General features: G+C 62.7%; 16 protein-coding genes. 11 read left to right on the forward strand and 5 right to left on the reverse strand.

Features of this window, described 5'->3' with window-relative positions; translation table 11 throughout:
* Positions 1–108: 108 nt before the first annotated feature.
* Positions 109–765 (forward strand): TetR/AcrR family transcriptional regulator, encoded by a 657-nt coding sequence (locus tag BSP239C_RS00985; protein ID WP_101569747.1) that lies wholly within the window; start codon positions 109–111, stop codon positions 763–765.
* A 26-nt stretch (positions 766–791) separates the two neighbouring features.
* Here the strand turns inward: BSP239C_RS00985 and BSP239C_RS00990 are convergent, their stop codons facing one another.
* From BSP239C_RS00990 to BSP239C_RS01000, 3 genes are all read right to left on the reverse strand, one after another.
* Positions 792–1,541 (reverse strand): DsbA family oxidoreductase, encoded by a 750-nt coding sequence (locus BSP239C_RS00990; RefSeq protein ID WP_101569748.1) that lies wholly within the window; start codon positions 1,539–1,541, stop codon positions 792–794.
* Between the two features lie 60 nt (positions 1,542–1,601).
* Entirely contained in the window at positions 1,602–2,705 is a 1,104-nt protein-coding gene (locus BSP239C_RS00995) for an Rv2578c family radical SAM protein (RefSeq protein WP_101569749.1), read from the reverse strand.
* Positions 2,706–2,782: 77 nt separating this feature from the next.
* Positions 2,783–3,355 carry a flavin reductase family protein gene (locus BSP239C_RS01000; RefSeq protein WP_101569750.1) on the reverse strand — a complete coding sequence of 191 codons (573 nt, stop codon included), beginning with the start codon at positions 3,353–3,355 and terminating at the stop codon, positions 2,783–2,785.
* 321 nt (positions 3,356–3,676) lie between these two features.
* Between BSP239C_RS01000 and BSP239C_RS01005 the strand changes: the two genes are divergently transcribed.
* The 6 genes from BSP239C_RS01005 to BSP239C_RS01030 all read left to right on the forward strand — a co-directional run bounded on the left by BSP239C_RS01005 (position 3,677) and on the right by BSP239C_RS01030 (position 12,103).
* Entirely contained in the window at positions 3,677–5,017 is a 1,341-nt protein-coding gene (locus tag BSP239C_RS01005; RefSeq protein ID WP_101569751.1) for an MFS transporter, read from the forward strand.
* 99 nt (positions 5,018–5,116) lie between these two features.
* Entirely contained in the window at positions 5,117–6,496 is a 1,380-nt protein-coding gene (locus BSP239C_RS01010) for an LLM class flavin-dependent oxidoreductase (protein ID WP_101569752.1), read from the forward strand.
* Between the two features lie 159 nt (positions 6,497–6,655).
* On the forward strand, positions 6,656–7,942 hold the full coding sequence (locus BSP239C_RS01015; protein WP_101569753.1) for an MFS transporter: 1,287 nt from the start codon (positions 6,656–6,658) through the stop codon (positions 7,940–7,942).
* A gap of 114 nt (positions 7,943–8,056) precedes the next feature.
* Complete coding sequence (locus BSP239C_RS01020) at positions 8,057–9,553, forward strand: MFS transporter (RefSeq protein WP_101569754.1); 1,497 nt, start codon at positions 8,057–8,059, stop codon at positions 9,551–9,553.
* A gap of 293 nt (positions 9,554–9,846) precedes the next feature.
* Positions 9,847–11,364 (forward strand): NCS1 family nucleobase:cation symporter-1, encoded by a 1,518-nt coding sequence (locus BSP239C_RS01025; RefSeq protein ID WP_101569755.1) that lies wholly within the window; start codon positions 9,847–9,849, stop codon positions 11,362–11,364.
* Between the two features lie 13 nt (positions 11,365–11,377).
* Positions 11,378–12,103, forward strand: coding sequence for an aspartate/glutamate racemase family protein (locus BSP239C_RS01030; protein WP_101569756.1), 726 nt, complete (start codon positions 11,378–11,380; stop codon positions 12,101–12,103).
* 2 nt (positions 12,104–12,105) lie between these two features.
* Here the strand turns inward: BSP239C_RS01030 and BSP239C_RS01035 are convergent, their stop codons facing one another.
* Together BSP239C_RS01035 and BSP239C_RS01040 are read right to left on the reverse strand one after the other, a co-directional pair.
* The gene (locus BSP239C_RS01035; protein ID WP_257929990.1) at positions 12,106–12,858 is read right to left on the reverse strand and encodes a GntR family transcriptional regulator; all 753 of its coding nucleotides are present in this window, start codon (positions 12,856–12,858) and stop codon (positions 12,106–12,108) included.
* Positions 12,859–12,882: 24 nt separating this feature from the next.
* A complete protein-coding gene (locus BSP239C_RS01040; protein ID WP_101569757.1) occupies positions 12,883–14,553 on the reverse strand; it encodes a DUF885 domain-containing protein in 1,671 nt (556 codons plus the stop codon).
* 287 nt (positions 14,554–14,840) lie between these two features.
* On the opposite strand from BSP239C_RS01040, the gene BSP239C_RS01045 reads away from it, so the two are divergent.
* The 4 genes from BSP239C_RS01045 to BSP239C_RS01060 all read left to right on the forward strand — a co-directional run bounded on the left by BSP239C_RS01045 (position 14,841) and on the right by BSP239C_RS01060 (position 19,703).
* The gene (locus tag BSP239C_RS01045) at positions 14,841–16,037 is read left to right on the forward strand and encodes an MFS transporter (RefSeq protein WP_101569758.1); all 1,197 of its coding nucleotides are present in this window, start codon (positions 14,841–14,843) and stop codon (positions 16,035–16,037) included.
* 116 nt (positions 16,038–16,153) lie between these two features.
* Entirely contained in the window at positions 16,154–16,951 is a 798-nt protein-coding gene (locus tag BSP239C_RS01050) for a carbon-nitrogen hydrolase family protein (RefSeq protein ID WP_101569759.1), read from the forward strand.
* 71 nt (positions 16,952–17,022) lie between these two features.
* Positions 17,023–17,856: a TetR/AcrR family transcriptional regulator gene (locus BSP239C_RS01055; RefSeq protein ID WP_101569760.1), complete on the forward strand. Its 834-nt coding sequence runs from the start codon at positions 17,023–17,025 to the stop codon at positions 17,854–17,856.
* The gene (locus tag BSP239C_RS01060; protein WP_257929991.1) at positions 17,853–19,703 is read left to right on the forward strand and encodes an MDR family MFS transporter; all 1,851 of its coding nucleotides are present in this window, start codon (positions 17,853–17,855) and stop codon (positions 19,701–19,703) included. The genes BSP239C_RS01055 and BSP239C_RS01060 overlap by 4 nt, the downstream gene beginning before the upstream one ends.
* The last annotated feature ends 235 nt before the right edge of the window (positions 19,704–19,938 follow it).

Below are 19,938 nucleotides of genomic sequence, written 5' to 3' on the forward strand. Positions count from 1 at the left end.
GAGAGGTTTGCCAGGGTGAGGGAAGCGCTCGCCGAGGTGGTCGGGCCGCTGAAATCGCGGCAGACCGTCCGCATCAGGAAGCGGCATTGAGAATGAAAGACAGGGATCATGGGAATCCAGAGTGATCGAGCGCGCGAGGTGCTGCTCAACTCCGCCGAAGAGCTCTTCGCCGTCCACGGCATCGACGCGGTGTCGAATCGTCGCATCGTCGATCACGCCGGGGCGGCAAATCACTCCGCGATCTCGTATCACTTCGGTGGGCGCGAGGGTCTGTTGCGTGCGCTTGTGGAGCGTCATGTCGCCGAGGTGACACTTCGCAGGGATGACTATGTCGAGAGCTTAGGCGCGAGCCCGAGCATTCATGATTTCGTCCGCTGCAGAATGGCTCCGCTGTTCGATGTGTTCGCCGATCTGCCGCGGCCCAGCTGGCGGGCACAGTTTCTCGCGCAGGTGGGAATCATGCCCTCTGCCGTTGAGATCATGAAGTCCGTGGTGGCCGAGTCTTCCTTGCCTGAGGACTTGAGGTTCATCCATGGCGAGATGGACGGTATCCCCGAAAGCGTCCTGCGCGGCAGGGCGTATCTGCTGGCTCATATGGTCACCAACGCATGCTCGGATCAAGAAGTGAAGATGAACGAGGGGACCCACAGAGGCGATTGGGAGCAGGTGGGGCGGTTCCTCATCGATGCCGCAGCAGGAATGCTTGCCGGCCGTGTGACATCACCCGACGGCGCGATCCGCTATCCGTCGACGCCCCTCCTCTGAGCAGTTTTGAGGATCTGAGCAGAGTCTCAGTCGCAGCCCTCGGAGCCGCATACTGCTCCATCGTGGAAAGTCTCGCCCCCACCCTTGCCTGATGTGGCGGTCTCCGAGCCCGAACCGCCGCCGGCGAGCACCGTGAGCTTCTGGCTTTCGCCCCACGCGGTCGCGAGTGCCTGAGAGAAGACTTCGGGTGGCTGTGCGCCGGAGATTCCGTACTTGCGGTCGATGACGAAGAACGGGACACCATTGGCGCCCAGTGCCTGAGCCTCGGCGATGTCGGCCTTCACCTCGGCGGTGTATTCGTCGGTGGCAAGGATTCGGCGGGTCTCGTCGGCATCGATGCCAACGCTTTGGGCCACCTCGGCGAGATAGTCGACATCACCGATGTTGCGGCCCTTCTCGAAGTGACCGGACAGCAGCTCCTCCTTGGCCTGGCTCATGACGCCGCGGGTCTTGGCTAGGTGGAGGAAGCGATGGGCGGTGAAGCTGTTGGCCACGACGATGGAATCGAAATCATAGTCCAGCCCCTCATCGGCGGCCTGTGCAGTGACATGGTCGAACATCTGGCGGACCTGATCGGCTGGCAGGCCCTTGGCCTGACTGAGGTACTCGGTTTCAGTGCCTGCGTACTGATCGGGCAGGCTCGGATCGAGCTGGTAGCTGCGCCATTCGACCTCGACGTCGTCCCTGTGTGCGAAGCCATCCAAAGCGGTCTCGAAGCGACGCTTTCCGATAAAGCACCAAGGGCAGGCGATGTCCGACCAGATTTCAATCTTCATATGAGCTTGAACCCGAGGGCGGGGTGGGTTATTCCCCGTCTGAGCACCGGTGAGCTCGAATCAGAACAGTGCTTCTTGGGGTGGGGGAGTCAGGCTCGCGACTAGTGGCATGTTCGAAGTTGCGGCGCCGCTCTGTGCTCGGCTCCCGCGCTTGGTCATCGGGTAATCATCGTCGGCGCTTCCGCGCAGATCGTACTTATCGATGAGTGGATTGATGCGTCGGCTCAGCCAGGCCCGGTACTCCTTCGAAGCGTATGAGGACTTCGCGTACATGCGACGGTAGCGGGTGAGTAGTTCGGGGTGTTCACGTTCGAGCCATTCGAAGAACCATTCGCGGGCACCCGGACGCAGGTGCAGGGCCCCGTAGACCACCCTGCTTGCGCCCGCCTCTTTAACGGCGCGGAGTGCAGTGTCAAGATGTTCCATCGAGTCGGTGAGCTTCGGCATCACCGGCATCAGGAAGACTGTGACGTTGAAGCCGAGGTTCGCGGCGGCTCTGACTGTGGCCAGACGTGCGGTTGTCGTCGGTGTGCCCGGTTCGACCGTCTGCTGGAGCGCATCATCGTAGACGGCGATCGACATGCTGATCTCCACATCGACCTCCTCATCGGCGCGTGCGAGCAGGGGCAGGTCACGGCGCAGAAGGGTGCCCTTCGTGAGAACCGACATCGGAGTCCCATGCTCGGCTAAAGCGGTGATGATTCCCGGCATGAGGGAGTAGCGTCCCTCCGCACGCTGATAAGGATCAGTATTCGTGCCCAACGCCACCAGCTCACGTGACCACTTCGGTTTGGCCACCTCGGCGGTGAGGACTTCGGGAGTGTTGACCTTGACGATGACCTGCCGGTCGAAATCCTCACCGGAGTCAAGGTCGAGGTAGCGGTGAGTGCTGCGAGCGAAGCAGTACACGCAGGCATGGGAGCACTCACGGTATGGATTGATCGTCCAGGTGAACGGCATCGAGCTGGCAGCGGGCACCTTGTTCAAGGCCGACTTCGCCAGCACTTCGTGGAACGTGACGTCGGCGAACTCCGGTGTTCGAACACTGCGCACCAGGCCTTTGACGCCGAACAGCTCGGCCGGAGGGGCTGCGCCTGTTCCTGTTTCAGTACCGGCCCCTGATCCGGGAGCTGATCCTAGAGCGCTCTGCTGATTCCACCTCATGACTACATTCGAACACGTGTTCTAGTCGGCGTCAAGGGTGCGTGACACAGGCACGGTGTGAAGTGTGCAGGCGTGGGCTAGGGGGCCGTCATGCCCTTGAAGGCGCTGCGGTGGAAGACGAGCGCGTCGGTGGCGGCCACGTCGGCGGCCGGAATGCGGGCATCAGTGCCAGCGCCGGTATCAGTACGTCTGTCGGCGTCGGTGCGACTGCTGGTGTCGAGAACCTCAAGGAATGCGACAGTGTGATCGCCGGCTTCGACCTCGCTGTAGAGGCGAGTCCACAGGTGCGCGGGGCCGCCCGGAATGGTCAGCGCGCCATCGGGGGTGATCTGGGGGTCGATCCCAGCGAAGCGCGAGGTGCGGTCCTTCGATGCCAGCTGCCTAGCCAGGAGTGATTGGTGGGTGCCGAGGAGGGAGATTCCCAGTGCGGGTGCGGTCCGCAGGAGCGGCCATGTGCTCGAGGTGGTCTGGACCGCGACGCTGATCAGGGGCGGGTCGAGTGAGACACCTGCGGTCACTGTCGAGGCAACCAGCCCGAGGGGAGTTCCGGCGACCTCCGCGCCGATGAGTGCGACACCCTGCGGGAAATGCGAAAAGGTCTCGCGCAGTGCATCCGGGGACACGGCTGCGGCTCGTGTGATCGTCGTCATGAACTTGCCTCCGGTGGAATGTGAGTGTTGAGGAGTCGTGAATGCTGGCGTGTTCCGCTCAACAATGCTCCATTGACCTCTTGTGATCATCACAGAGTTTGCGGGCAGGTGCATCCCACTATGACGCAACCGAGTCAGCGTATGTCCCAATGTGACGATCAAAGTCCAACAGTGACGGGGCCGCGGCGCAGAGCACGGCGGAGTCCCTAGATTGCTCAACGAAACCCTGGCTTTGAAGCGAAAGTCCGACCCGGATGCGGAATCTGACCCTGCTTAGAGCACCCTGCTTAGAGCCCTGACCATGTCGATGAGGGAGACCCCATGCCACAGTCCTCCGTAACGGAGACGATCACCCAGGACCCACCTCGGCGGCTTTTGGACGGGAAGAAGCGGGTCCTCGCCTCGGCCTTCGCCGGTACCACCATCGAGTGGTACGACTTCTATCTCTACGGCACTGCGGCGGCACTGATCTTCAACGTTCAGTTCTTCCCCAGCGGCAGCGAACTCGGCAGCAGCCTGGCCGCATTCGCCAGCCTCGCCGTCGGATTCTTCGCCCGACCGTTGGGCGGCATCATCGCCGGACATCTGGGCGACCGAGTCGGGCGCAAGGCACTGCTCGTCGTGTCCCTGCTGTCCATGGGCACCGCCTCGACGCTCATCGGTCTGGTGCCGAACTTCAACGCCATCGGCTGGTGGGCCGCGGCCGCACTGGTCGTGCTGCGGATCGTGCAAGGGCTCTCCGCCGGTGCCGAATGGGGCGGCTCCGCGCTGCTCTCGGTCGAACACGCCCCACCGCGCAGACGCGGACTGTTCGGATCCTTCACCCAGATCGGATCCGCAGCGGGAATGCTCCTGGCCACCAGTGCCTTCTTCGCTGTGCAGAAGCTCCTCACCCCCGAACAGTTCGAAGCCTTCGGCTGGCGCATTCCCTTCCTGGCCTCGGCACTGCTCGTGGCCCTGGGGCTGTGGATCCGCCTCGGCGTCTCCGATGCACCGCAATTCCAGGAGCTCAAGGCCTCGGGCAATGTCGCCAAGGCTCCGCTGCGTGACGTCTTGACCAAATACCCGCGCATCCTCCTGATCACGATCGGACTCCGCTTAGCCCAGAACAGCGTCTTCTACCTCATCACGGTCTACATGCTCAGCTATCTGGCCGATCACCGTGATGACTCGACCGCCGGTGTCACCGCCGTCATGATCGCCTCCGGCATCGGCCTCTTCACCGGGCCTCTCTGGGGGTGGGTCTCTGACAAGGTCGGTCGCAGACGGGTGACGATCGGAGGCATCGTTGGGGTCGCCGTCTTCGGGTGGATCTTCTTCGCTTTTCTCGACGCCGGCCCATTGGCCTTCCTGCCCATCGTCGTCATCCTCGGCATGAACTTAGCCCACGACGCCATCTACGGACCCCAAGCGGCTTGGTTCGCCGAACAGTTCCCCATCGAGATCCGTTACTCAGGAGTCAACATGGGCTACCAGTTGGGCACCGTCATCGGCGGAGGCATCATGCCGATGGTCGCAGCTCTGCTCTACGTCGTCGGCGGGCATTCGCCGTGGCTGATCTGCGGGTACCTCACTCTGCTGTGCCTGCTCTCACTCATCGCGGCATCAGCGGCGAACGACCCCGCTCGCGAACTGGCGCTCAGCACCGAGGTGCGCGGCTGACCGCGCGCCCGGCTGCCACCGCCCACTACCCGTCACCTGACACCCGATACTCGACTCCAGCTACGTGCCACACGACTCCGAATAGGAAAGAGACACACTATGACGAAACCCATTATCCTCAACGCCTTCGACATGATGACCCCGGTCCACCAGTCACCCGGACTGTGGCGCCACCCCGAATCCAGAGTCGAGGAGTTCACCCAGCTGAACTTCTGGACCAACCTCGCCACGACACTCGAAGACGGTGGATTCTCCTCCCTGTTCCTTGCCGACATCCTCGGTGTCTACGACGTCTACGGAGGCAATGCCGACGTCACCAACCGCGGGGGAGTCCAATTCCCCCTCCTCGACCCGCTTGTGGCAGTTCCCGCCATGGCCGCAGCGACGAAGACCCTGGGATTCGGCGTGACCGCCTCGGTGACCTACGAACAGCCCTACCTGCTGGCCCGGACGCTGACGACTCTTGATCACTTCACCAATGGGCGTGTGGCCTGGAACATCGTCACCAGCTACGTGGACTCCGCAGCACGAAACCTGGGCCTCGAGGGGCAGATCCCACACGATGAGCGCTACGACCGGGCCGACGAGTACATGGACGTGATGTACAAACTCTTCGAAGGCTCCATTGCTCCCGAGGCTCTGCGCGCCGACGCCGAGGCCAACGTCTTCGTCGACCCCGAACAGGTCCACGACATCAACCACGAGGGCAAATTCTTCACTGTCCCCGGTCAGGCGCTCGCCGTACCCGGACCACAGGGAACGCCGCTGCTGTTCCAGGCTGGTGCCTCCAAGCGCGGACAGGAGTTTGCCCTCGACCACGCCGAGGCGATCTTCTTCTCCGGACCCACACCGCAGATCCTGCGCACATGGGTCGACAAGGTCCGCGACGGACTCGAGGAACGAGGACGCAGCCGCGACAGTGTGAAGATCTTCGCGCTCGCCACCGTGATCGTCGATGACACCGACGAAGCTGCCGAGGGCAGGCTCGCCGACTACACACGCTACGTCGACACCGAATCGGCCCTCTCACTCTTCGGCGGCTGGACCGGCGTCGACCTCTCCGGCGCCAAGCCAGACGATCCGCTGGAATACGTTGCCACCAACGCGAACCAATCCGCGCTCGCCTCATTCACCACTATGGCCGGGGATAAGACCTGGACCATCCGCGATCTCGCCGAATTCGTCGCCATCGGCGGACGCGGGCCCGTCATCACGGGCTCACCCGCCACGATCGCCGACGAATTCGAACGATGGATGGACGAGGCTGATATCGACGGCTTCAACATCGCAGCCGCCGTACGCCCCGCCGACGCCGAGCGATTCACGAAGTACGTCTCGCCCGAACTGCGCCGCCGTGGTCTCCTCCCCGAACCGGTCGAGGGCGCGACCGTTCGTGAACGGCTCACTGGAGCGGGCCCCCGACTGGCCGATGACCACAAGGGGGCAGGTTTCCGGTTGAGTGCCGACGCTCTCGTGTGACTCGGTTCATCTGAGCACATGATTCCGACCTCATGAATCCGACTTCCAGTGCCGGTGGATGCTTTCGCGTGAGTGACCTGTGTGTTCATCCATCGGCCCTGACTGGTGGATAATGGTCTGCGGCCATTTTCCGATCCGCCGATCGACAAAGGATCCCGCATGAGCGCAGCGACGCCCCAGACCTCAACCGAGACCGCCTCGGCGCCCACCTACAAGCGCAAGGCGCTCTTCGCCGCCGCAGTCGGCTACGGGCTCGACGGCTTCGATCTGCTCATCCTCAGCTTCGCCCTCGGTGGAATCATCGCCACCTTCGGACTCAGCGACGTGGAGGCAGGATCGCTGTCGACGATCACCCTCTTCGGGGCAGTCCTCGGCGGCATCGTGTTCGGGTCACTGGCCGACCGCTACGGCCGCGTCCGGGTTCTCACCTGGACCGTTCTCATCTTCGCAGTGTTCACCGGCCTGAGTGCGATCGCGCAGGGGTACTGGGACATGGCGGCCTACAGGTTCGTCGCCGGCGTCGGAATCGGCGGTGAGTTCGGCATCGGCATGGCCTTAGCTGCCGAGGCGGTCCCGGCCAACCAGCGCGCCCGCGCTACCTCGTGGGTGGGCGTGGGATTCCAGATCGGTGTCTTCGCCGCCGCTATCGTCGCCGCTCCCGTCATTGCTCTGTGGGGTTGGCGGGCACTGTTCGTCATCGGTCTGTTCCCCGCGATCTTTGCCTTCGTCATTCGCCGAGGTGTTGAGGAGCCGGACAAATTCGTGCAGTCCCAGCGGGGCCAAGGTGGGAATGGAGTCTCGGGAGATTCCGCGGCCGGTTCAACTACAGCGGAGCTTCCGACATTCGGCGCGAAGATCCATGCGCTGGTCAAGGACGGGGCGACCGTGAAGATCACCTTCGCGCTGATCATTCTCTCGACGGTGCAGAACTTCGGATACTTCGGCATCATCGCGTGGCTGCCCAACTACCTCTCCGAGAAGATGGAGCTGGGCGTGACGAAGGGATCGCTGTGGACGGCGGTGACGGTGATCGGGATGCTCGCCGGCATCCTCATCTTCGGCCAGGTCGCCGACCGCTTGGGCAGGCGCCCAGCCTTCTGGATCTTCCAGGCCGGAGCGATCATCTCGATCCTCGTCTACAGCCAGATGACCGATCCCTCCGCATTGCTGGTGGGCGGCTTCTTCATGGGAGCCTTCGCCAACGGCATGCTCGGCGGGCACGGGGCGCTGCTGGCAGAGATGTACCCGACGCAGGTGCGCGCGACCGCCCAGAACGTCATCTTCAACATCGGTCGTGCCCTGGGTGGACTCGCACCCGTGGTCATCGCCTTGCTCGCCGATTCCTTCGGCTTCGCATTCGCACTCGCGCTGCTGCCCACCATCTACATCATCCAGTTCCTCGCCATGTTCCTGCTGCCGGAGAAACGCGGCATCGAATTGGAGTAGGTGGGCGCACTGTCGGCTGCCGCTGGACCGCGCCGTAGCGGGGCGGGGAGTTCGTGACATATTGTGACGGCGAGGAGACCGGGCGGGGACGTGCCCAGACCATACTGAGCGATTGTGAATAGTCCAGAACCGGCCGGCACTTCGGCACACGCACCAGGTACCACCAGCACAGGACGCACGTCCTCGCGGATCATCCGCAGTGCCTCCGACATCCATTCGGTCCTCGCGGAATTCGGATCCCAAGGCACGAAGACCAAAGCCGTCATCATCCTGGCCCTGGGCGGGATCTTCATGGACGCCTACGACTTCTCGTCCCTGGCCTTCGGCATCACTGCGATCAAGGAACAATTCGGGCTCTCAGGGTTCATGACCGGTCTCGTCAACGCTTCGATCATGGTCGGCGCGGTCATCGGTGCGCTGTTCGGCGGCTACCTGGTCGACCGGTTCGGACGCTACAAACTCTTCATGGCCGATATGGTCTTCTTCGTCGTCGCCGCCATCGGCTGTGCCCTGGCTCCCAACGAATGGGTTCTCATCTTCTTCCGATTCGTCATGGGCATCGGAGTCGGACTCGACCTCCCCGTGGCGATGGCCTTCCTCGCCGAATTCTCCAAACTCAAGGGCAAGGGCAACCGTTCGCAGCGCGTCAACGCGTGGTCACCCGCCTGGTACATCGCCACCGGAATCGGCTACCTCGTGGTCCTCATCATCTTCATCAGCCTGCCCTATGACCAGCACGCCATCCTCTGGCGCCTCGTCGTCGGATTCGGTGCCGTCCCTGCCCTCGTCGTGCTCCTCGTGCGCCGCCGCTACCTTGCCGAATCACCGGAGTGGCTGGCCAATCAGGGGGACCTGCGTGCGGCGGTCGACGTCATGCGCTCACACCACAACCTCGACGTGAAACTCGCCGCCGAAGTCGATGGTGCCAAGACGGCTGCCCCAGAGGTCGACAGGCAGACTTCCACGCCGGGACGCGGCGGAAAGTGGAGCGGGTTCGCTGAACTCTTCGCCCCGCAGTACCGTGTGCGCACGATCGTCGCCCTCTGCGTGTCCGTCTTCTCCACTTTCGGATACAACGCCGTCGCCTACGGCACTCCGCTGATCATCACGACTCTGTTCCATCAGACGCCGCTGGTCACGATCATCGCTTCACTCGTGATCAACCTCGGCTTCGGTGCCGTCGGCGGCCTCTTGGGCATGAGCATCGTCAACCGGTTCGGCACCCGCCGCATCACCCTCGTCGGCTTCGTGATCCAAGCAGTGGCACTGGCCCTGTTGGCGCTCGTCGGCATCCCCTCAGGTGCTCTCGTGCTCGTGTCCGTGGCGATGCTCGCAGCCTTCGTCTTCGCACAGGCCGGTGGACCCGGAGCCAACCTGATGAACTACGCGACCCTGTCCTACCCGACGAGGCTGCGCGGAATCGGCATCGGCTTCAACCAGTCCGTGCTGCGTGCCTTCTCGATCGTCTCCCTCATCATGTTCCCGATTCTGGCTGGTTCCATGGGCACCGGAGTCTTCTGGGTCGTCGCCTGTGCACCCCTGGCCGGAGCCATCGCGGTGGGCATCGTGAAATGGGATCCGACCGCAAAAGACGTGGAGGAGGAGATCTGATCCTCTAAATCAGACGACCTGAAGGGGGAGTACGTCCACTCTACGACGCCTTCGAAAACTAAATGGTATGCCAAAAATGTGACTCGATCCCGAGGGGCCGCAGGCCTGTGGTCAGCGGCGGAAGGTGGCGAACGATCACTGTAGTTGACGCGATGTAAGGCAGGAAAGCGCGGACGCCATTGCGAACACTCTGTGACTCAGGTTACGCTGAGGTCGACAGAACTCGCCGTCACAGCGCTGTGATTCAAATTTTGGTATCCCAGCGATGTGCTCTTCAGATTTGAGTGACACCCATGGCAAAGACCGAGGCCATCCAGGACTCCGCGCCCAAATGGATGGGGCCGAGCCCTGAGCAGTTGGCGGCTCATCGAATCAGCCCGCGATTCTACAACTCGGATCTGGCGCCCAGTCAGAAGGAAGGGCGCAGCTGGACTGCCTACAGCGTCTTCACTCTCTGGGCCAATGACGTCCACTCACTCGGCAACTACGGGTTCGCGCTCGGTCTCTTCGCCCTCGGCCTGGGGGCCTGGCAGATTCTCGTCGCACTGCTCGTCGGGGCCGCCCTGCTCTTCTTCCTGCTCACGCTCTCCGGTTTCATGGGGCATAAGACAGGCGTTCCCTATCCGGTGATGAGCCGCATCGCCTTCGGCATCCACGGTGCGCAGCTGGCAGCCTCGGTGCGCGGAGTCGTCGCCATCGCGTGGTTCGGCATCCAGACATATCTGGCCTCCAGCGTTCTCAATGTCCTGCTCATCATGCTTGTGCCCGGCCTTCAGTCGTGGGCCGACACAGAGTTCCTCGGTCTCTCCGGTCTGGGCTGGTTCTCGTTCACCCTGCTCTGGATCGTCCAGGTCATCATCGTCAGCTACGGCATGGAGATGATCCGCAAATATGAGGCGATCGCCGGACCGATCATCCTCGTCACCTTCGTGTCTCTGGCCATCTGGATGCTCGCTCGCGTCGACTTCTCCATCTCCTGGGCCCGCGACGGAGCCCTGTCCGGTTGGCCGATGTGGATGCACATCCTCGGCGGAGGGTCCCTGTGGGTCGCTATCTACGGCACCTTCGTCCTCAACTTCTCCGACTTCACCCGCGCCGCGAAGAAGAAGGGGTCGATCGTCGTCGGCAACTTCTGGGGCATCCCGATCAATATGCTCGTCTTCGGCCTCGTCGTGATCTCGCTTGCCGGGGCTCAGTACCAGATCGACGGCACGGTCATCACCTCACCGGCCGATATCGTGCAGACCATCGGCAATCCGATCCTGCTGGCGCTGGCCTCCCTGGCGCTGCTGATCCTCACGATCGCGGTCAACCTGATGGCGAACTTCGTCGCCCCGACCTACGCACTGACGAACATGTTCCCCCGCCACCTCAACTTCCGCAGCGCGGCAATCATCAGCGCAATCATCGGCTTCATCATCCTGCCGTGGAACCTCTATGACTCACCCGTCGTCATCGTCTACTTCCTGGGCGGACTCGGCGCACTGCTGGGGCCCCTGTTCGGTGTCATCATGGTCGACTACTGGGTGATCCGGAAGACGAAGGTCAACGTTCCCGAGCTCTACACCGAGGCCAACGACGGCGAATACTTCTACCACCGGGGGATCAACTGGCGCGCCATCGGAGCCTTCATCCCGGCCTCCCTCATCTCCCTTGTCTTCGCCCTCGTTCCCGCGTTCTCCGGATTCTCCGAGTTCTCCTGGTTCAGCGGGGCAGGCATCGCAGCGATCATCTACTTCTTCATCGCCCGTCGCAGCTTCACCTTCCGCGAGGTCGACGGCGAAGAGATCGCAGTGCCCACCACACACTGATTGAGAGCACATCGTGAAAATTCTGATCGTCAACGTGAACACAACCGAGTCGATGACGCAGTCCATCGCCCGTGCGGCACAGGAAGTCGCCTCGGCGGACACCGAGATCATTGCGCTGACGCCCAGCTTCGGAGCTGAGTCCTGCGAAGGCAACGTCGAGAGCTATCTTGCGGCATTAGGGGTCATGGATGCGGTGATGAAATATGAGGGGGACTTCGACGCGGTGATCCAGGCGGGCTACGGCGAGCATGGGCGCGAAGGTCTGCAGGAACTCCTCGACGTACCCGTCATCGACATCACCGAGGCGGGGGCGGCCCTGGCCATGTTCCTCGGCCACAGGTACGCGGTCGTGACGACGCTCGATCGCACCGTGCCTCTCATCGAGGACCGGCTTCTGCTGGCCGGGCTGAACGCTCACTGCACCTCGGTCAGGGCCTCTGGGATGGCCGTGCTCGAGCTGGAGAACCAGCCCGAGCGGGCAGTGGAGGCGATCGCTGATCAAGCCGCCGAAGCGGTCGAACGTGATCGTGCCGAGGCCATCGTCCTCGGATGCGGGGGAATGGCAGACCTCAAGCAGATCATCGTCGAGCGCTGCGATGTCCCCGTCGTCGACGGGGTCACCGCCGCCGTGAAACTGGCCGAATCGCTCGTGGGGCTGGGACTGAAGACCTCGAAGGTTCGCACCTACGCCCCGGCGCGTCCCAAGCAGCTGAACGGGTGGCCCTTCAACGCTGCGTGAGCTCAGTCCTCGTCTGACTCAGTTTCCCTGTCAGAGGCTGTTCCAATGTCTGACTCTGTTCCAATGTCTGACTCTGTACCCTCGTCGACGGCTCGGGCGAGGCGTTCCTTGTGTTTGTCATGCTGGTCCTGACTGGTCCCTAGGTGTCGGGCAGCCAGATCCCTGACCTTCGCCTGATCTCGATGTGCGATCGCGTCGTAGAGCTGGGCGTGCTCGGTGGCGACGAAATCGAGATCGTCGTGCTGACTCAGCTGCCAGCGCATTCGCGAGTCGAGGAGCTCACCGATCTCGGTGAGGAGCCGGTTACCGGAGAGTTCGGTGACGATGGCGTGGAAGTCCGCGGCCGAACGGTGGGCGCCGACGACGTCCCCGGCCTTCGACAGTTCCTTGCCCTTGGCCATGGTGGCTTCGAGCTTGGCCAGGCCCTCACGGTTGTGCCGCTGTGCGGCGAGTTCGAAGGACAGAATGTCGAAGGCCGTCCGCACCTCGTTGAGGTCGGCGATGTCGCTGGGGGAGAACTCGCGCACGGTTGACCATGTGTTGGGCCGATTGGCCACCAGGCCTTCGGCGGCAAGCTGTTTGAGGGCTTCACGGATCGGCACTCGACTGACGCCGAGTTCCGTTGCCAGGTTCCGTTCCACCAGTTTGCTGCCGGGTGCCCGGACGCCGTCGATGATCTCGTTGCGCAGGATCTCGGTGATCCGTGCGGTCTCTGAGCGCGGGCTCTCGCTGCTCGAACTGCCATTGTTCTTCACCAAGTCATTCTCCCACCAATGTCATCAGCGCTTCATGGCCCGGCCCAGCGTGTCCAGACCGACGGAGCCCAGATTGAGGGCCTTGGTGTGGAAGGCCTTGAGGTCGAAGTCTGTTCCGGCTTCGGCTTTGGCCTCATCGCGGAACTGCTCCCACAGCCGTTGTCCGATCTTGTAGCTCGGGGCCTGTCCGGGCCAGCCGAGGTATCGGTCGAGTTCGAAGGAGAGGAAGGACCGGTCCATAGCGACATTGTCGGTGAGGAACTGCCAGGCTTTCTCTCGGTTCCAGATTCCGCCACCGAGGCTCTCGGGAGCCTCGAGTCCCAGGTGGAAGCCGATGTCGAGGACCACGCGTGCTGCGCGCAGACGCTGGGAGTCAAGCATCCCCAGGTAGTCGCCGGGATCTTTCATGAAGCCGAGGTCGGCCATGAGCTTCTCGGCGTAGAGGGCCCAGCCCTCACCGTGTCCGGAGACCCAGCACATGAGGCGGCGCCAGCGGTTGAGGGTGTCGGAGACATATGTGGCCTGGCCGACCTGCAGGTGATGGCCGGGCACCCCTTCGTGATAGACGGTCGTCTTCTCCTGCCAGGTCGCGAACTCGGTGACGCCTTCGGGCACCGACCACCACATGCGACCAGGGCGGGAGAAGTCGTCGGTGGGTCCGGTGTAGTAGATGCCTCCGGTCGCCGACGGTGCGATCTTGCACTCGATCGTGCGCACCGGCTCCGGAATGTCGAAGTGGGACTTCCCCAGCTCGGTGATCGCCTCATCGGCGACCTTCTGCATCCACTTACGCAGCCCTTCGGCGCCGTGAAGAGTCCGTTCGGGATCATTATTCAGTGTTTCCATGACCTCGAACAGATCGGCACCGGGCTGAATCTTCTCGGCGACCTCACGCTGCTCGGCATCGATGCGAGCAAGCTCCTCGAGCCCCCACGCATACGTTTCATCGAAGTCGACCTCCGCGCCCAGGAAGTCACGCGAATACAAGGCGTAGGCTTCACGCCCGCACGCCTCGTCCTCCGGCGCGGCCGGAAGAAGTTCGGCAGCCAGGAAATCGGCGAGGTGGGCAAACGACTCACGAGCCGCCTCGGCGTGGGTGCTCAGCTGTTGAGTCAACGACGAGGGTACGTCGGTGGCTGCGGAGATGAGCTGGTCGAAATTGCTGCCGGGTTCGGCCAGCGTGCGGGCCTGTTCGATGACCTTCTCGATCTGGATCCGGGCGGAGATCTGACCACGGCTCTTGGCCAGGGACAGAGATTCCTGGTAACCGGCGACGGACGTGGGTACGGCGCCCATCGTCGTATCCACCGTCTCCCAGTCCTGGGTGGTCTCGGTGGGCATGAGGTCGAAGGCGTCGCGGATGGCCTGCAGGGGGGACTCGATGACGTTGAGGCTCGAATGGTTGAACCCGGCCTCGAAGTAGTCGCGATCAACGGTCAGCCGCTCGCGCATCGCATCGATGGTGACGAGGTCGACGTCGTCGAGATCGGCCGTCTTCTCAACCTCGGCGAGCTTCGCCAGCGTCTCGACGGTGAGATCGTTGGAGGCGGCTAGGCCGGCGGGGGAGAAGTCATCGAATCCCTTCGCTCCCTCCAGCCCGAGGTAGAGGGCGAGGGAGGGGGAGAGTGCAAGTGATCTGTCGACATATTCTTCGGCAACGGCATCGACGGCCGAAGGGGTTCTCTTCTGGGTCATGGTCTTCACCCTATATGACTGAGAACACACCGGCTTGTGTCGATCTGCCCCCGGAAGCCGGCGGCGGGAGCCCACATTCCTCCCGTCGGCTCTCGGGTGACTAGAGCAAGATCACCCCGGGCTGGGTCCCGTGCAGCAGGATCCACCGGATAGCATAGATAGGTTCCCAGCTCGACTGCAGCGGATCAGCCGATCACAGCCGATCGGCCAACTCAGCGGATTGCCCATGGTGGCAGGCGGCCAGGGGACGCAGCGCATCATTCAACAGGAAGAGAGACTGATCTTCAGTGGCACGGGCACAGCTATGGACCAAGGACTTCGTCGTCGGCATCGGCCTCAACCTGTCGATGTCGATGGTGTTCTACCTCCTCATGACGTCCATGGCAGGCTACGCCGTCGCCAGATTCTCGGCAGGGGAAGCCGCAGCCGGATTCGCGTCCTCCTCCTTCGTCGTCGGTGCGGTCGTGGCGCGTGTGCTGACCGGAAAATATCTGGATTTCATCGGCCGCCGGAAACTGCTCATCATCACGATGGCGATCTCCATCCTGGCTTCCGTGGCCTACATCTTCGCCGACACACTTGTCTGGCTCCTTGCCATTCGCATCATCCACGGCATCGCCTTCGGGGCCGGAAACACGGCCATCATGACCGCGATCCAAAGCGTCATCCCGTCCTCTCGCCGAGGTGAAGGCACCGGTTACTTCGGCACCGCCACTACGCTGTCCACCGCTTTAGGGCCGTATCTGGGCGTCGTTCTCCCGCGCGCCTACGACTTCCCGATGCTCTTCGCCGCCTCGGCGTTCATGTCGCTCGTCGCTTTCATCCTCTGCTTCATCATCAAACTGCCGAAGCAGGAACTCAGCGACTACCAGCGGCGCAGCAAATGGCACCTCAAGCTGTCGACACTCGTCGATCCGGCGGGTCTGCGGATCGGGTCGATCATGCTTGTCGTCGGCACTGCATATGCCGCGGCGCTCGTGTTCCTCGCCGGCTATGCCGAGGACAATGGGGTCGCCAGTGCCGCTTCTCTGTTCTTCGTCGCCTTTGCCGCAGCATCACTGGTGGCACGCCTGTTCGTCGGTCGCCTGCAGGACGTGCTGGGCGATAACTTCGTCATCTACCCGGTCTTCATATTCAACCTCATCGGCAATATTCTGCTGGCGATGTGGCCGACCATGACGGGGATCATCCTCGCCGGTGTCTTCGTCGGTCTGGGCTTCGGTTCGCTCATGCCGTGCATGCAGGCGATCGCCGTGAAATCGGTGCCGATGTCGCGAGTCGCCGTCGCCACCTCGTCGTTCTTCCTGCTGCTTGACGCAGGATCAGGCATCGGTCCGATCATCCTCGGCGCCATCATGCCTTTGACCGGCGGCAACGGCATGTTCATACTCTGCGCAGGACTCGTCGTCCTCGGTATGATCGTCTACACATTCGTCCATGGTCGGCACCGAGGCGGCCGCCCGGGCCGCGAATATCTGCACTGAGAGTTGTACCCAGGCGGAGGGTGGGGGGCGCTCCCAGGTGGACGGAGGTTTCTCCGCGCGTGCGATCGCGATAGCCTGAATCAACCGCTGACACCCCCGGATCGCAAGGACTGGCCATGAAATTCGCACTCGCGCAGATCAACTCCACCACCACAGTTGCGGACAATCTCGACAAGGTCCGGGACTACACGCACAGGGCCGCCGAAGCGGGAGCGAACTTCGTCGTCTTCCCCGAGGCCACAATGTCTGCGTTCGGCCCCGGTCTGCGCGATGTCGCCGAAGCCAATACGCAGTCCTGGCGAACCGCTATGGCCCAGTTGGCAGCCGAGGCCGACATCACCGTCATCGTGGGTGAATTCGCCACCTCCGGTGAGAAGGTGATCAACCTGCTTGCCGTCTACCCGCCGCAGGGTGAGCGCCGCGATTATGCCAAGATCCATCTCTACGATGCCTTCGGGTTCAAGGAATCAGACACTGTCGTCCCCGGTGAGGACCCCGTAGTCATTGACCTCGACGGTGAGAGCGTCGGGCTGACCCTGTGCTACGACATTCGTTTTCCGAAACTGTTCGCCGAGATCAGTCGCCGCGGTGCCAAGCTCGCCATCGTCTCCGCATCCTGGGGTTCAGGGAAGGGCAAGGTCGAGCAGTGGCAGATCCTGGCCCGGGCAAGGGCGCTGGACAGCAATATGTTCGTCGCAGCCATCGGTCAGGCCGATCCAGAGGTCAGCGGTGTCGAGGTGCCCAAGAAGGGGCCCACAGGTGTCGGCCACAGCCTCGTCTCCGATCCCTTCGGCCACGTTATCTCCTCCCTTGAGGGTGAAGAGGCCCTCGAAGTCGTCGAGGTGGACCTTGCCGCAGCCGATAAGGCCGCCGAGGCGATCCCCGTGCTGGCGAATGCGAAGCTCGGGTACTGAAGCTGGGAATGTGCCTTAAAACACAATAGGTGCACTTGAGGCAAAAATGCACCGAGTGCAATAATGATTCTATGCATTCCACACCTTCTGGCGAGCCTACGCGCGCCGACTCTGCTGCGGCCGAGCCTGCCGACGTCACCGGCGACGCCGCGAGCAGCACAGCCGAGGCAGTTCAGTCCGAGGGCTTGCGCGAACGGAAGAAGCGCAAGCGCGGTCAGGCCCTGCGCCAGGCCGCCCTCGAATTGGCGCTCGAGAACGGCTATTCCAATGTCACCGTCGAAGACATCTGCGAACGCTGTGGAGTCTCACGGCGGACCTTCTTCAACTACTTCTCCAGCAAGGAGGAGGCGCTGCTGGGCCGTTCCGACACCATCTTCGACGATGAGGATCAGTCCGACATCGAAGCCTTCGAAGCAGGCGGTCCGAACGGACGCCTGCTAGCCGACCTCCAGCATCTGCTGGCCTCGGTCGTGCGGACGCGTCTGAATAAGCGCGAAGAGATGCACCAGTACCACCAGCTGATGAAGCAGGATCCCTCGCTCATGCAGGCGCAGATGTCGCGCATGGGCAACAACGAGCGCCTGTTCCGCGAAATGATCCAACGTCGTCTCGACGGGACCTCGGCTTCCGCGGGGAACTCAGCCTCCGCCGGGACCTCAGGTTCCGGCGAGAGTCGCGCACCCACCTCGGCGAGCGAAGCCTCTCCTGATGCCTCCGTTTCTCAGGAATGTCATGACGGCGGCGGTGTGCCCGTCTCCACGCGGGCCGAGGCTCTCGCCGCGTTGGCGATGATGTCGATCAAGGCGACGTTCATGCGTCTGCGCAAGGTCGAGGGCGATCCTGCCCCGGTCATCAAAGAGCTGTTTGACGAACTACGAGACATTTTTGAGGAGGAATCCGCATGAGCTCAGCAACCGCAACTGCTGAGAAGGCACCGATCGTCCTGACCAAGAAGACGATCATCCTGATCTTCTCCGCGCTCATGGCCGCGATGTTCCTGGCGACTCTGGACCAGACGATCGTGTCGACGGCAATGCCGACGATCGTGGGTGAACTCGACGGTGTCGAGCACCAGGCTTGGCTGGTCACCATCTACCTCCTGGCGATGACGATCGTCATGCCCCTGTACGGAAAGTTCGGCGATATGTGGGGCAGGAAGGTCATCTTCCTCGTCGCGATCGCGATCTTCGTCGTCGGCTCGTTCGGGTCCGGCATGTCGCAGAACTTCTGGGAGCTCATCGCTTGGCGCGGCTTCCAGGGCTTGGGCGGCGGCGGTCTGATGATCCTGTCGCAGGCCATCATCGCCGACATCATTCCTGCCAGCGAACGCGGCAAATACATGGGTCCTCTCGGCGGTCTGTTCGCGATCTCCAGTGTGCTCGGACCGGTCCTGGGCGGATTCTTCACCCAGCACATGGACTGGCGCTGGTGCTTCTGGATCAACGTGCCGATCGGCATCGTCGCATTCATCATTGCGCTCTTCGCCCTCAAGCTGCCGAGCCACAAATCGGACAAGAAGATCGACGTACTCGGCATCATCTTCATGGTGGCAGCGACCTCGCAGCTGATCCTCGTGACCAGCTGGGGCGGACACGACTACGACTGGAACTCGCCGACTATCATCTCCCTGATCATCGGCACCGTGGTCGCCGCACTCATCTTCGTCTACGTCGAATCGAAGGTCAGCAACCCGATCATTCCGATCTTCCTGTTCAAGAACAAGACCTTCGTGCTCTCGACGGTCATCGGCCTGCTGCTGGGGCTGGGAATGTTCTCCGCGATGGCGTTCCTGCCTACGTTCATGCAGATGGCATCCGGGACCGACGTGACGGGCTCCGGTCTGCTCATGCTTCCGATGATGGCCGGTGTCATGCTGACCTCTATCGTCTCCGGCTTCATTGTGTCGAAGACCGGCAAGTACAAGATCTACCCGCTCTTCGGTACCCTCATCGCCGGGCTTGCTCTGGCCTGGATGACCACGCTGACGGCCGGCACCTCGATGGTGCTCATCGGATGCATGATCTTCACCATGGGCTTCGGCCTGGGCCTGGTCATGCAGATCATCGTCCTCGTGATCCAGAACTCCGTGGCGCCGGAGCTGGTGGGCACCGCGACCTCGACGAACAACTACTTCCGCGAGATCGGTGCCTCGGTGGGCACGGCGCTGTTCGGATCAATCTTCACCTCCAGGCTGGCGGACAAGGTGGGCGAAGCGATGTCGCAGACACCCGGTGGTGCAGGCGGTGGGGGAGGCGCTCCGACCACTGACTCGCTGACACCTGAGTCCGTGGCCTCGTTGCCTGGACCTATCCATGACCTCGTCGTCAACGCCTATGCGGACGCCCTGGCGCCCTCGTTCTGGTACATGGTGCCGGTGTTCATCGTGGCCTTCGTCCTCGCCTGGTTCCTGCCGCAGCTTAAACTCTCCGATGTCGCCGGCATGGTGGCCCGTGGTGAAGCCGTCTACGGCGATGACATGGGCGGACCGACTCGAGGCGTGACGAGCGCTGGCCCTGATTCGGCGATGGCCGACTCGGCGATGGCCGGTTCGGCGACAACAGGCTCGGGGGCGACTGGTTCGGGGGCGACTGGTTCGGTAATGACCGGCTCGTCGGGCACAGCTGCGGGCTCATCCGGCTCGGCGCAGACTCATGCACGCAGTCCGCAGCGATTGAGCACCGTGACGGTTGAGGGCAGGAGGGTGCCTCGCCCTGGAGCCGATCCGGACAAGGATCAGTACCGGCTGAAGTGAACTGACACGATGCCGCTGACGATGTGCTGACGTGCGGGTGGCATCGAGGGGACCACTTAGCGTCGAGGGGACCCCTTAGCGTCGAGGGGGCCAGCTGTAATCAGACCCCTGGACGGTAAGTGGTCCTTTCGGTGACTGGACACGCGTGCCGACGCACTTCGGGCGCCGACAGTACATCTGTCGACGCCCGAAGCGTATGCGGCTGCTCAGCCCTACTCGGCCCTACTGGGCAGGC

The organism is Brevibacterium sp. 239c (assembly GCF_900169365.1).
Lineage (GTDB): Bacteria > Actinomycetota > Actinomycetes > Actinomycetales > Brevibacteriaceae > Brevibacterium.